The sequence below is a fragment of the Amycolatopsis benzoatilytica AK 16/65 genome (assembly GCF_000383915.1).
GTDB lineage: Bacteria > Actinomycetota > Actinomycetes > Mycobacteriales > Pseudonocardiaceae > Amycolatopsis > Amycolatopsis benzoatilytica.
In genome coordinates this window covers 4,091,804-4,104,392 of record NZ_KB912942.1, presented here as the reverse complement: position 1 = coordinate 4,104,392, position 12,589 = coordinate 4,091,804, and the positions used below count along the sequence as shown (strand labels likewise).

Below are 12,589 nucleotides of genomic sequence, written 5' to 3'. Positions count from 1 at the left end.
CGTATGCCGCAGGCGGTCAGATACGGCGAACACGGCGGGATCGATGTGCTGCAGGTGGCCGACGTACCCCGGCTGGCTCCCGGATCCGGACAGGTGCTCGTGCGGGTCCGGGCCGCGGGCATCAATCCCGGCGAAGCGAAGATCCGTACCGGCGCGCTCGCTGAGCGCTGGCCGTCCACCTTCCCGTCCGGGCAGGGCAGCGACCTGGCCGGCGTAGTGGTCGAACTGGGCGCGGACGTCGAAGAGATCCAGGCCGGCGACGAGGTCGTCGGCTTCGTGCACACCCGGTCCAGCCACGCCGAGTACGTGCTGGTTCCGGCGGAGCACCTGACCCCGAAGCCGGACGGGCTCTCCTGGGAGGTCGCGGGCGGCCTGTTCGTGGCGGGCACCACCGCGTACGCCGCGGTCGCCGCGGTCTGCCCTCGCGAAGGCGACACGGTGGTGGTCTCCGGCGCGGCCGGCGGCGTCGGATCGCTGGCTGTGCAGTTGGCGAGGCTCACCGGCGCAACTGTCGTCGGCATCGCGAGCGAAGCCAACCACGACTGGCTGCGCGAGCACGACATCGTCCCGGTCGCCTACGGCGAAGGGCTGGAAGACCGGCTCCGCGAACTCGGTCCGGTGGACGCGTTCATCGACACCTATGGCGACGATTACGTGGAGCTCGCGCTGCGGCTCGGCGTCTACCCGGGCCGGATCGACACGGTGGTCGACTTCGGTGCCGCCGAGAAGTACGGCGTGAAGATCGACGGCAATATGGCCGGTGCCAAGGCCGAAGTGCTGCGCGATCTGGTTGCGTTGGCGGACAAGGGATTGCTCGACGTCCCGGTGGCCGCGACGTATCCGCTGGCCGAGGTCCGGGCGGCCTACCGCGAGCTGGAGCGGGGCCACACCCGCGGCAAGATCGTCCTTATTCCCTGACCATCCCGGCCAGCCCGGCGACGAACGCGTCCAGCGCGAACTCGAGCCGGGCCTGGCTGGTCTCTCCGTTGAAGAACTGCCCGGCCTGCAACAGGTTCGGGAACGCGCTCGGCGGCAGCGACCGCAGGTAGTCCTCCATCTGCTTGCCGCGTTCGGACATTTCCGCCGGGTCGTACTCGCCGAACGTCCAGCCGCTCGCTTCGTAGGCGAATGCCTTGGCGTACATGGCCAACGCGTCCCCGGCGAAGACCGCCTGCCGCAAGTCCAGGCCGCCCGCGCGCAGCAGCTGCAGCATGACTTCGCCCTGCCTCAGGGAATGCGGCGTGACCGGGATCGGGGTCCGCCACGCGACCCTGGCGATGCCCGGATAGGCCATCATCGCGCGGATCTGGTGCTGTACCTGCTCCTTGACCTGCTCTGTCCACCGCGCCGGATCCGGTTCCGGGCAAGGCGCTTCGCTGAGCGCGGCGTCCAGCATCAGCTCGTCGAGCTCGTCTTTGTTCGCCACGTACGCGTAGAGCGAGGCCGGCCCGGTCTCCAGCTGCTGCGCGACCCGGCGCATCGAAACGGCGTCGATGCCTTCGGCGGCCAGGATCTCGAGTGCCGTCTTGACGATCAGTTCCTGCGACAGGATCTGCTTCGCGGCGCGCCGGCGCGGGCTCGGGTTGCGCCGCCACGGCGGGGGCGGGGCGGTCATCTCCGGAGCCTACCGTCGTTGACGCGAACGGTGTTCGTGAGTAGAACTGAGGCCATGTCGAACATCGTTCGTTAAGGGGGAGCGTCATGTCTCAGCGGGAAGAAGTCCTTGCTGTCCTCGGCCGCCTCGGCGACGCCTGGAACAGCGGCGACGCCGAGGCCTACGGCTCGTTGTTCACCGAAGACGCCGACTACGTGACGTTCTTCGGGCTCCGGTCCGAAGGACGCCAGGCGATCGTGGATTCGCACCGGGAACTGTTCGAGGGACCGCTGCGCGGCTCGAAGCTGAGCGGCTTCGGCGAACCGCGCGTCCGGTTCCTGCACGACGACGTCGCGGTGCTCGTGGCAGGCGGCGGCTCGTCGCTCACCGGCGGCGCCGATCCGGCGGCGGAAGGCCGGGCGAGCACGCTGACCTACGTGCTGGTCCGGGGCGACGAAGGCTGGCAGATCACCGCGTTCCAGAACACCCGGGTCTCGAAGCCGTGGGAAGCATGAGGACGATCGTCGAGGTGTCCGGGACGGTCGCGGCCGAGCCGGACGAGGTCTTCGCCGAGCTGGCAGGGCGGCTGACCCGGCCCGCGCAGTACTCGATGAAGCTCGAAATCGACCGCGAACGCCGGTTGTGCGCCGCGCAGGGCGGATGGTGGTACCGCGGCGAGTACGAGGTGACGGACGACCCGGCGGGGGCCCGGGTCGTGCACCGGGTGCGCAACGCCGCGACCGGGCAGTGGTGGGCGGTTGTGCTCGCGAACCGCTTCTTTGCCGGGTTCCGCGCCCGGACCGAGGCCGGTTTCCGGGAATTGCTCGCCGAGTTGGCCGGCCCGCACCGGCCAGGGAAATCTCCGGCGCCGCGGTAGTCCGCGTCTGCATTCCGGGAAGGGCCCCTTCAGGGAATCCACGTCCCTCAAGGGGCCCTTCACGGACCGTTTCCCTCGGTGCCGGTCGCCGCGTTGCCCAGGCGGGCTGGGCAGAACGGGTGACGCGCGCGTACGGTAGAGGGACCGACTTAGGTAAACCTTACTGGAACAGGGGTGTTCGATGGCCGAAGGTTCGGCGCGCAAGGGGAGGCCTGCGGTGCGGCTGGCTGTGCTGCGCAAGGAGCAGCTGACCCCGCACATGATCCGGATCGTGGCCGGCGGCGAGGGCCTGCGCGATTTCCAGCCGAACGAGTTCACCGACATGTACGTGAAGGTGGTCTTCAAGGTGCCCGGCGTCGAGTACCCGGAGCCGTTCGACCTGGGCCGGATCCGCGCGGAGATGCCGCGCGAGCAGCTGCCGCGGACTCGCACTTACACCGTCCGCTCGTACGACGAAACGGCCGGGGAGCTGACGCTCGACTTCGTGGTGCACGGCGACGAGGGCCTCGCCGGTCCTTGGGCGCTGCGCGCCGAACCCGGCGACGAGCTGCTGCTGGTCGGTCCGGGCGGGGCGTACGCGCCGCGCGCCGACGCCGGCTGGCACCTGCTCGTGGGCGACGAGTCGGCGCTGCCGGCCATCGCCGCCACGCTGGAAGCGCTGCCCGCGGGCGCGCCCGCGCAGGTGTTCCTGCTGGTCGCCGACCGGGCTGAGCACCAGCCGCTGGCGACGAAGGCGGACGCGCAGGTCACCTGGCTGCACCGGGCGGAGTCGGCGGACCTGGCCGCCGCGGTCAAGGCGCTGCCGTGGCGGGGTGAGGACGTGCACGCGTTCGTCCACGGCGAGGCCGGGTTCGTGCGGGAGCTGCGGAAATACTTGTTCGCCGAACGCGGCGTCGCCCGGGACGCGGTGTCGCTGTCCGGGTACTGGCGCGAGGGCAAGAACGACGAAGCCTGGCGCGAGGAAAAAGCGGCGGAGCGGAAAGCGGCCGACTCGGCGTAATGTCCCCGGCATGACCGAGGTGAAGGTGGAGGCCGATCCGGCCGACGCGGGTTTCGACAAGGCACGGCTGCAGCGGATCGACCGGCATTTCGCCCGGTACGTCGAGGACGGCCTGCTGCCCGGTTTCCTCGCGGTGGTGAGCAGGCACGGCCGGATCGTGCACGTGGCCTCGCACGGCGCGCGGGACGTCGAGGCCGGCGCACCGGTCGAGACGGACACGATCTGGCGGATCTTCTCGATGTCGAAGCCGGTCACCTCGGCGGCCGCGATGACGTTCGTCGAAGAGGGCCTGATCGACCTCACCGACCCGATCTCGCGGTGGCTGCCGGAATTCGCCGAGCCGCGGGTGTATGTGAAGGGCTCGGCGCTGGCTCCGCTCACCGAGCCGGCGACCGAGCCGATCCGGTTGTGGCACCTGCTGTCGCACACCGCCGGCCTCACCTACGGCTTCCACCACGCGCACCCGGTCGACGCGATGTACCGCGCCGGCGGATACGAGTGGGGCTCGCCGCCCGGCCTGGACCTCGCCGCCTGCACCGAAGCGTGGGCGCGGTTCCCGCTCGTGTTCCAGCCCGGGGCGGAGTGGAACTACTCGGTCGCCACCGATGTGCTGGGCCGGCTGGTCGAGGTGCTGGCGGGCAAACCGCTCGGCGAGGCCCTCGCGGAGCGGATCTTCCAGCCGCTGGGCATGTCGGACACTGGCTTCTGGACGTCGGAGACCGACCGGCTGGCGGCGCTGTACCTGCCCGCGCCGAAAACGAAACAACTGGTGCGCAACGACACTTTCGGCGCGCTGGGCACCAAGCCGCCTGCTTGCCAGTCCGGCGGCGGCGGCTTGGTCTCGACCGCGGCCGACTACCACCGGTTCACGCAGATGCTGCTGCGCCGCGGAGAACTGGACGGCGTGCGGGTGCTGAGCCCTCGCACGGTGGACCTGATGACCGCGAACCACCTGCCCGGGCACGTCGACCTGGAGGCGTACGGACGGCCGCTGTTCGCGGAAATGCCGTTCGACGGGTTCGGGTTCGGACTGGGATTCTCGGTGCTGATCGATTCGGTGAAGGCGAAGACGCTGTCGACGCCAGGGGAGTACGCCTGGGGCGGCGCGGCGTCGACGGCGTTCTGGGTCGACCCGGACGAGGACCTGACGGTCGCGTTCTACACACAGCTGCTGCCGTCGAGCACACACCCGATCCGGCAGCAGCTGCGGCAGCTGGTCTATCAGGCGATGGTGGACTGAGCCGGGGTTCCCGAGCTGGCCGCTAGGCGGTCAGCTTGGGAATCACCTGCGTCCCGTATGCCGCCATCGTCTCCTCCCGCTGATCGTGCATCAGGTACAGCGCGAACTGGTCGACTCCGAGTTCCTTCATCTCCTCCAGCCGTGCGATGTGCGCCGCAACCGGGCCGGTCAGGCAGAACCGGTCGACGATCTCGTCCGGCACGAACGCCGTCGACGGGTTGCCGGCGCGGCCGTGGTGCGAGTAGTCGTATCCCTCGCGTTCCCGGATGTAGTCCGTCAGCTCCCGCGGCACCGGCCCGGACGAGCCGTAGCGCTGCACCAGATCCGCGACGTGGTTGCCCACCATCCCGCCGAACCAGCGCAGCTGCTCGCGCTGATGCGCCAGGTCGTCTCCGACATACGCCGGCGCCGCGAGGCAGATCGTGATCCCGCCCGGGTCGCGTCCGGCGGACCGCGCCGCGTCGCGGACCGCGCCGATCGTCCAGCGGGCGATGGCCGGGTCGGCGCATTGCAGGATGAAGCCGTCCGCGTGTTCGCCGACGGTCTGCAGCGCCTTCGGGCCGTACCCGGCCATCCACATTTCCAGCCGCCCGCCCCGGATCCACGGTATCCGCACCGCGGTGTCGTTCAGCAGGACTTCGCGGCCTTCGGCCAGGTCCTTGACCGTGTGCATGCAGTCCCGCACGGTGGCCAAAGTGGACGGCGGACGGCCGACGACCCGGTGTGCGGAATCGCCGCGGCCGATGCCGCACACTGTCCGGTTGCCGTACATGTCGTTGAGGGTGGCGAAGGTCGAGGCCATCACCGACCAGTCCCGGGTGCCCGGGCTGGTCACCATCGGGCCCACGACCAGGGTGGAGGTCGCCGCCAGGATCCGCGAGTAGATCACGAACGGTTCCTGCCACAGCACGCACGAGTCGAACGTCCAGCCGTACCGGAACCCGGCGTCCTCGGCGGCCTTCATCATCCGCACGACCTCCGCCGCGGGCGGGTCGGTCTGCAGCACGATCCCAAACTCCATCCGACCTTCTCTCCCTCCGCCGCCCTCAACGCCAGCGGCTTCGCCACGCTGTGTTTCTTCCGGGTCCTCAATTCAGGTACTGATTGAGTTCGCGGGACAGGAACTTCCCGTGTCCGGCGCTGCCGTGGAAACCGTCCGGCGACACGACCACGCGACCCCGCGACAGGACAGTGTGGACTTTCCCGGTGAGCGAAAATCCTTCGTACGCCGAGTAATCCACGTTCATGTGGTGCGTGGCCGCCGACAAGGTCTGCGTCGCCGCCGGGTCGTACACCACGATGTCCGCGTCCGAGCCCGCCGCGATCACGCCCTTGCGCGGGTACAAGCCGAACATGCGCGCCGGGGTCGCCGAGCACGTCTCGACCCAGCGGCCCAGCGAGATCTCGCCCGCCACGACACCCTGGTGCAGCAGGTCCATCCGGTGCTCGACGCCGGGCATCCCATTCGGAATGGCCCGGAAATCGCCGCGGCCCAGTTCCTTCTGGTCCTTGAAGCAGAACGGGCAATGGTCCGTCGAGACCACGGACAGGTCATTCGTCCGCAGGCCGCGCCACAGGTCCGCTTGATGCGACTTCTCCCGCAGCGGCGGCGACGCGACGAACTTGGCACCCTCGAAGTCCGGCTTTGCCAAGTCCTCAATGGACAGGTAGAGATACTGCGGGCAGGTCTCGGCGAAGACGTTCTGGCCGTTGTCCCGTGCCTCGGCGACCGCGGCAAGCGCTTGCGACGCGGACAGATGCACGATGTACAGCGGCGATCCGGTCACTTGCGCCAGCCGGATCGCCCGCGACGTCGCCTCGCCTTCCAGTTCCGGCGGCCGGGTCAGGCCATGCTGGACTGGGTCGGTGTGCCCGGCGGCGACGGCCTGCGCGGCCAGTTCGTCGATGGCGATGCCGTTCTCGGCGTGCATCATGATGGTCGCGCCGATCTCGCGCGCCTGCTGCATGGCGCGCAGGATTTCCCCGTCGGTGGAGTAGAAGACGCCGGGGTAGGCCATGAACATCTTGAAGCTGCCGACGCCGCCGTCGACGCACGCTCGCATTTCCTTGAGCGTGGAGTCGTTGACGTCCGACACGATCATGTGGAAGCCGTAGTCGATCGCGCAGTTGCCGTCCGCTTTGCCATGCCACTTGTCCAGAGTGGACAGCAGGGACGTGCCCTTGGCCTGTACGGCGAAGTCGATGATCGTCGTCGTTCCGCCCCAGGCGGCGGCGACGGTGCCGGTTTCGAACGAGTCGACCGAATGCGTGCCGCCGAACGGCATTTCCATATGCGTGTGCGCGTCGATTCCGCCGGGCAGCACATACTTCCCGGTCGCGTCGATCGTCTCGTCGCCGACGAGACTGCCGGGCGCGCCGACCGCGGCGATGGTTTCACCGTCCACCAGCACGTCGGCGGCGATCGCGCCGGACGGGGAAACTACTTGGCCGCCTTGGATGCAGAGGGTAGTCATCAGGCCTCCGCGAGCGGGCCGTAGCTGTCCGGGCGGCGGTCGCGGTAGAACTGCCACAGATCGCGGACCTCGGCGAGCTTGCCCATGTCGAGATCGCGGACGACGATCTCCTCCTCGGTGTCCGAGGCCGCCTCGCCGACCAGCTGGCCGCGCGGGTCCACGAAGTACGACTGGCCGTAGAAGTCGTTGTCGCCCAGTGGTTCCACCCCGACCCGGTTGATGGTGCCGACGTAGTACTCGTTCGCCACCGCGGCCGCGGGCTGCTCCAGCCGCCACAGGTACTCCGACAGCCCGCGGCTCGTCGCCGACGGGTTGAACACGATCTGCGCCCCGGCCAGGCCGAGCGCGCGCCAGCCCTCCGGGAAGTGCCGCTCGTAGCAGATGTACACGCCGATCCGGCCGACCGCGGTGTCGAACACCGGGTAGCCGAGGTTGCCCGGCTTGAAGTAGAACTTCTCCCAGAACCCCTTGACCTGCGGGATGTGGTTCTTCCGGTGCATCCCGAGGTACTTGCCGTCGGCGTCGATCACCGCCGCGGTGTTGTAGTAGACACCTGGCTGTTCCTGCTCGTACATCGGCACCACGAGCACCACGCCGTGCCGCTCGGCGACCTCCTGCATGAGCTTCGTGGTGGGGCCGTCCGGGATCGCCTCGGTGTAGGAGTAGAAGTCCGCGTCCTGCACCTGGCAGAAGTACGGGCCGTAGAACAGCTCCTGCAGGCAGACCACCTGTGCGCCCTGCGAAGCGGCTTTGCCGATGGCGTCGACCGCGTTCGCGATCATCGACTCCTTGTCACCTGTCCACCGCTGCTGGATCAATCCGGCTCGGACCGTGTCAGGCACTGGTTTCCTCCTCGGTTCGGTGTGCGCTCAAGGGAAGGCTGAGCAGCAGGTAGGCGCCGAACGCGCCGGCGAGGCCCACCACCCAGTTGTAGTCGTACAGGGGCTTGAGGAACGGGATCAGCCCGTCGGCGGGGAACGGCCCGCCGTACGCGCCGCCGACCGCGAGAACCGCGCCGACGAGCGTCGCGACCAGCGCGCGCCAGTGCCAGCCCGCGGTGAACCAGTACCGGCCGCCGGGCAGGTACAGGTCCTTGAGATCGAGCCGGGTTCGCTTGACCACCCAGTAGCCGGCGACCAGCACGCCGGCGACCGCGCCGAGCAGGCCGCCGTAGAACCCGAGCCAGGCGAAGATGTAGATGTTCGGGTCGGAGTACAGCCGCCAGGGCTGGATCAGGATGCCGATCACGCCGGTGATCAGGCCGCCGAGAGCGAAGGTGATCCGCTTGGGGAACGCGTTGGAGAAGTCGTAGGACGGGCTCACCACGTTCGCCGCGAGGTTCGCCGAGATGGTGGCCAGCACCAGTGCGATCAGCGCGACCACCACCACGACCGGGCTGGAGAACTTGTCGGCGAGCTGCGCCGGGTCCCAGATGTCCTGGCCGTAGAGCACGTGCCCGCCGGACGTGGTCAGGATCGCCACGATCGCGATGAACGTCATCGTGGTCGGCAGGCCGAGGATCTGGCCGCGCATCTGCTTGCGCTGGCTGCCGCCGAAACGGGTGAAGTCCGGCATGTTCAGCGAAAGCGTCGACCAGAACGCGATCATCGCCATCAGCGACGGCGCGAACACCTTCCAGAATCCTGGCCCCCAGCCGAGTTTTCCGCTGTCGTGCAGGATCGGGCCGAGTCCGCCCGCCTTCACCAGCACGTAGCCGAGCAGAATCAGGAACCCGACCGACACCAGCGGCGCGGTCCAGTTCTCGAACCGGCGGACGGCCTCCATGCCGCGCCAGATGATCAGCATCTGGACCAGCCAGAAAACCGCGAACGACAGCCACATCGTCCAGTGCTGCCCGGCGATCACCGGCGCGTCCCGCCAGCCGGACCCGGCCAGCCTGCCGACGATCACGTAGATCGCTTCGCCGCCCACCCAGGTCTGGATGCCGAACCAGCCGCACGCGATGAACGCGCGCAGCAGCGCCGCCAGATTCGCGCCGCGCAGGCCGTAGAACGCGCGGGCGAACACCGGGAACGGAATGCCGTACTTCGTGCCGGCGTGGCTGTTGAGCAGCATCGGCGCGAGCACGATCAGGTTGCCGATCGTGATCGTGATCAGCGCTTGCAGCCAGTTCATGCCGAGCGCGATGAGGGACGCGGCCAGCGCGTACGACGGGATGTTGTGCGCCATGCCCATCCACAGCGCGAAATAGTTGTAAGTCGTCCAGGTCCGCTTCTCGACCGGGACCGGGGCCAGTTCTTCGTTGAAGAACCGGCTGCGTCGCAGCGCCTGCACGTCGCCGAGCTCTACCCGGCTGTGCTCACGTGTCGTCGGCTCCATTGCGGAATGGTGCGCGCCCGGCGGGGGCCGGGGGCAGAGACAGACTGTTCACTGTTCGGGTGCCCTTGGCGCAGTCTGTCGATTGCGCCAGACGGTGCGCTGGTGCATGACCTGTGTCACATTCTGTTCGTGACCGTGCGGCAAAGCGGCGGAAACATCTCCACCGGATCTCCACAGCTCGCCCGGACCGCGTCCACGCCGGTTGCTTACAGTCGGAGCCATGGACAACGGGGGAAGACGAGTGCTGGTCGTCGAGGACGACCTCACCATCGCGGCCTCGATCGAGGCCCGGCTGCACGCGGAGGGGTTCGCGGTCGAGGTGGCGCACGACGGCCCGGCGGCGGTGGCGGCGGAGGCGGCGACCAGCCCGGACCTGGTGGTTCTCGACGTGATGCTGCCCGGCTTCGACGGGCTGGAGGTGTGCCGGCGGATCCAGGCCCGGCGGCCGGTACCGGTGCTCATGCTCACCGCCCGGGCCGACGAGACGGACCTGCTGGTCGGCCTCGGCGTAGGTGCGGACGACTACCTCACCAAGCCGTTTTCGATGCGGGTGCTCTCGGCGCGGATCCAGGCGCTGCTGCGCAGGGTGGAGCGCTCGTCGGCGGCTGCGGCCGAGCGGATCGTGCTGGGGGATCTGGAGATCGACATCGCGGAGCGGCGGGTGCGCCGAGGGGGCGAACCCGCGCAGCTGACGCCGATCGAGTTCGACCTCCTGGTGCATTTCGCGCGCCGGCCGCGGGCGGTGCAGCCGCGGGAACGGCTGCTGAGCGAGGTGTGGGACTGGAACGTGCAGGGCGCCGGGTCCGGCACCCGGGCGGTGGACAGCCACATCAAAGCGTTGCGGCGCAAGCTCGGTGCGGACCTGATCCGGACGGTGCACGGGGTCGGGTACGCGCTGGAGGTGCCGGCGTGAAGCCGTTCCTCGCGAAAGCCGTCGACTTCCTGCCGAGGCCGCTGGACCGGATCCGGTCGATCAAACTGAAGCTGGCCATCCTGATGGTCGCCTCCGGCGCGATCGCGTTCGGGTTCTTCCGCTACCAGATCGGCTGGCTGCCGCCGGGGACGACGGTGACCGCGGTGGCGATCGCGCTGCTGACGTCGCAGATCCTGGCGCACGGCATGACGCGGCCGCTGCGCGAGATGACCGCTGCCGCGCGGGCGATGGCGAAAGGCGACTACACCCGCCGGATCCGCGCGACCGCCCGCGACGAGGTCGGCTCGCTGGCCGAAGCGTTCAACCAGATGGCCGCGGATCTGTCCACTGCGGACCAGCAGCGCCGGGAACTGATCGCGAATGTCTCGCACGAACTGCGGACGCCGATCACCGCACTGAACGCGGTCCTGGAGAACTTGGTCGACGGGGTCGCGAAACCGGACCCCGCGACGCTGCGCACGGCGCTGCACCAGACCGAACGCCTGGGCCGGTTGGTCACCGAGCTGCTGGACCTGTCGCAGCTCGACGCCGGGACGATGACGCTGGACCGCAGCGCGGTCGACCTGGAGGGCTTGCTGGCCGAGGTGGCGGCCGAAGCGGAGGCGATGGCCGCGGCGGCCGGTCGCGGGGTCCGCTTCGCGGTGTCGGTGACCCCGCCCGGAGCGACGGTGAACGCGGACCGTGAACGGCTCTATCAGGTGGTGGTGAACCTGCTGGAGAACGCGGCTCGGCACGGCCCGGCCGGGGGAGAGGTCGCGGTGCTGGCCAGCGTCCTGGACGACGAGGCGTGGATCGAGGTCCGCGACCAGGGACCGGGCATTCCGGAAGCCGACCGGGAGCGGGTTTTCGAACGCTTCACCCGCGGCGAGAGGTCCGGCGGCGGAGGCACCGGCCTGGGGCTGGCGATCGCGCGGTGGGTTGTCGAACTGCACGGCGGCACGGTGGCGGTGGTGGATCCGGAACCGGTCGCGGCGATGGCCGCGGGCACGGGAACAGCGGGCGGGCGCGCCGCGGTGGCGGGGAGCGGGCCGGGGTGCCGGATTCGGGTGACGTTGCCCGCCTGACCGGACGCCTGCGCCGCGGCACGGGTCCGTGAAGGGCCCCTTCCGGGAATCAGGTTCCCGGAAGGACCCCTTCACGGAACGCACACACGCTCTGCGCGGCTCGGCCGGGGCGGAACTCGAGCCGGATGCAGGCCCGGCAGATCGTCCGGGCGGCGGAGCGGTGCGCGTGAGCGACGGTCAGCCTCGCGGCAGAACCAGGCTCGATCCGCCGAGCCAGGGCAGCTTCTCCTCCGGGACGCCCGGATAACGCCGCACGGCGCACCGGTGGCGCAGCACATCGTGCAGCTCCGCCCGGGTCAGCGGCGAGGCGGCGAGTTCGGGATCGGCGTCGATGTCGTTGTCCTCGTCCACGTTGAACCGGTACGCGCCGTCGGTCAGGTAATCGCGGCGGAAGTCGGTCTTCCACTGGGAATTGCTGCCCCACCCGAACGAACCGTCCCGGGTGGGCCGGTAGCGCCGGAGGAAGACCTCGCTCAGCTCCGACTGGTCCGCGATCCCGGCGACGGCGTGCTGTTCCCCGGCCCGGACGCCGACTCCGGCGCGGCTGAACAGCATTTCGCCGAGCATCAGGCACGGCCACCGTTCGCCGGTGGTCTCGATCAGCGCGGCGGGGTCGGCACTCTGTTCGACGGCGACGACCTCGTGAAAGAAGGGATCGAAACGCGCAGCGTCGACCTGCCGCATGCCCAACGCGGTGAAAAAGCGGACGTATTCTTCCGCGGAAATCCGCACCTCGCGATCGGGCAAATGCATTTCGTGCGCCCACGGCGTCGTGGCCCCGGCCGGGAGGGCCGACTGGAACCCCAGAAGCAGGACATCGTTGACGCGGCTAAGCGCGTACATCTGCTCAAGCAAGTCGCCCCAGACGTATTCCGTCCGACGCCACTGCCCGAAGGCGGCAAGCGGCGCGATCAGGTCGCGCACCGCGGTGGCATGCTGGTCGAGCCACGGAGAAAGCACGTCGGAGAACATGGCCGAGCCGGAATAGGCGTGCACCGCACTGTAAAGCGCGCGCACGGTCGTCGGGGTCGTCACGACGGCGCAGCCTATCGGCAGCGAAGCCCGG

The 12,589-nt window shown here is 69.3% G+C and carries 13 protein-coding genes; 7 read left to right on the top strand and 6 right to left on the bottom strand.

All coding sequences use genetic code 11. The features are described 5' to 3' along the window. Positions 1 to 3: 3 nt before the first annotated feature. Positions 4 to 918, top strand: a complete 915-nt coding sequence (locus AMYBE_RS0118785) for an NADP-dependent oxidoreductase (RefSeq protein ID WP_020660939.1) — start codon at positions 4 to 6, stop codon at positions 916 to 918. On the opposite strand, the gene AMYBE_RS0118780 is transcribed toward AMYBE_RS0118785, so the two are convergent. Next, positions 908 to 1,615 (bottom strand): TetR/AcrR family transcriptional regulator, encoded by a 708-nt coding sequence (locus AMYBE_RS0118780; RefSeq protein WP_020660938.1) that lies wholly within the window; start codon positions 1,613 to 1,615, stop codon positions 908 to 910. The genes AMYBE_RS0118785 and AMYBE_RS0118780 overlap by 11 nt on opposite strands. Before the next feature lie 86 nt (positions 1,616 to 1,701). On the opposite strand from AMYBE_RS0118780, the gene AMYBE_RS0118775 reads away from it, so the two are divergent. The 4 genes from AMYBE_RS0118775 to AMYBE_RS0118760 all read left to right on the top strand — a co-directional run bounded on the left by AMYBE_RS0118775 (position 1,702) and on the right by AMYBE_RS0118760 (position 4,711). After that, entirely contained in the window at positions 1,702 to 2,109 is a 408-nt protein-coding gene (locus AMYBE_RS0118775; protein ID WP_020660937.1) for an SgcJ/EcaC family oxidoreductase, read from the top strand. Beyond that, positions 2,106 to 2,471, top strand: a complete 366-nt coding sequence (locus AMYBE_RS0118770; protein WP_020660936.1) for a hypothetical protein — start codon at positions 2,106 to 2,108, stop codon at positions 2,469 to 2,471. The genes AMYBE_RS0118775 and AMYBE_RS0118770 overlap by 4 nt, the downstream gene beginning before the upstream one ends. 181 nt (positions 2,472 to 2,652) lie before the next feature. After that, positions 2,653 to 3,471 (top strand): siderophore-interacting protein, encoded by an 819-nt coding sequence (locus tag AMYBE_RS0118765; protein ID WP_020660935.1) that lies wholly within the window; start codon positions 2,653 to 2,655, stop codon positions 3,469 to 3,471. 10 nt (positions 3,472 to 3,481) lie between these two features. Then, positions 3,482 to 4,711, top strand: a complete 1,230-nt coding sequence (locus tag AMYBE_RS0118760; RefSeq protein ID WP_020660934.1) for a serine hydrolase domain-containing protein — start codon at positions 3,482 to 3,484, stop codon at positions 4,709 to 4,711. A gap of 22 nt (positions 4,712 to 4,733) precedes the next feature. Here AMYBE_RS0118760 and AMYBE_RS0118755 read toward each other — a convergent pair whose 3' ends face one another. From AMYBE_RS0118755 to AMYBE_RS0118740, 4 genes are all read right to left on the bottom strand, one after another. Next, complete coding sequence (locus tag AMYBE_RS0118755) at positions 4,734 to 5,732, bottom strand: TIGR03842 family LLM class F420-dependent oxidoreductase (protein ID WP_020660933.1); 999 nt, start codon at positions 5,730 to 5,732, stop codon at positions 4,734 to 4,736. Between the two features lie 67 nt (positions 5,733 to 5,799). Next, positions 5,800 to 7,185 (bottom strand): dihydropyrimidinase, encoded by a 1,386-nt coding sequence (hydA, locus tag AMYBE_RS0118750; RefSeq protein WP_020660932.1) that lies wholly within the window; start codon positions 7,183 to 7,185, stop codon positions 5,800 to 5,802. Then, on the bottom strand, positions 7,185 to 8,027 hold the full coding sequence (locus AMYBE_RS0118745) for a nitrilase-related carbon-nitrogen hydrolase (RefSeq protein ID WP_020660931.1): 843 nt from the start codon (positions 8,025 to 8,027) through the stop codon (positions 7,185 to 7,187). Before AMYBE_RS0118745 ends, hydA begins: the two co-directional genes overlap by 1 nt. After that, entirely contained in the window at positions 8,020 to 9,525 is a 1,506-nt protein-coding gene (locus AMYBE_RS0118740; protein WP_027927790.1) for an NCS1 family nucleobase:cation symporter-1, read from the bottom strand. Before AMYBE_RS0118740 ends, AMYBE_RS0118745 begins: the two co-directional genes overlap by 8 nt. A 241-nt stretch (positions 9,526 to 9,766) precedes the next feature. Between AMYBE_RS0118740 and AMYBE_RS0118735 the strand changes: the two genes are divergently transcribed. After that, complete coding sequence (locus tag AMYBE_RS0118735; protein WP_020660929.1) at positions 9,767 to 10,438, top strand: response regulator; 672 nt, start codon at positions 9,767 to 9,769, stop codon at positions 10,436 to 10,438. After that, positions 10,435 to 11,523 (top strand): HAMP domain-containing sensor histidine kinase, encoded by a 1,089-nt coding sequence (locus tag AMYBE_RS0118730; protein WP_020660928.1) that lies wholly within the window; start codon positions 10,435 to 10,437, stop codon positions 11,521 to 11,523. Before AMYBE_RS0118735 ends, AMYBE_RS0118730 begins: the two co-directional genes overlap by 4 nt. A 177-nt stretch (positions 11,524 to 11,700) precedes the next feature. Here AMYBE_RS0118730 and AMYBE_RS0118725 read toward each other — a convergent pair whose 3' ends face one another. Continuing rightward, positions 11,701 to 12,558: a hypothetical protein gene (locus AMYBE_RS0118725; RefSeq protein WP_020660927.1), complete on the bottom strand. Its 858-nt coding sequence runs from the start codon at positions 12,556 to 12,558 to the stop codon at positions 11,701 to 11,703. Positions 12,559 to 12,589: the final 31 nt, after the last annotated feature.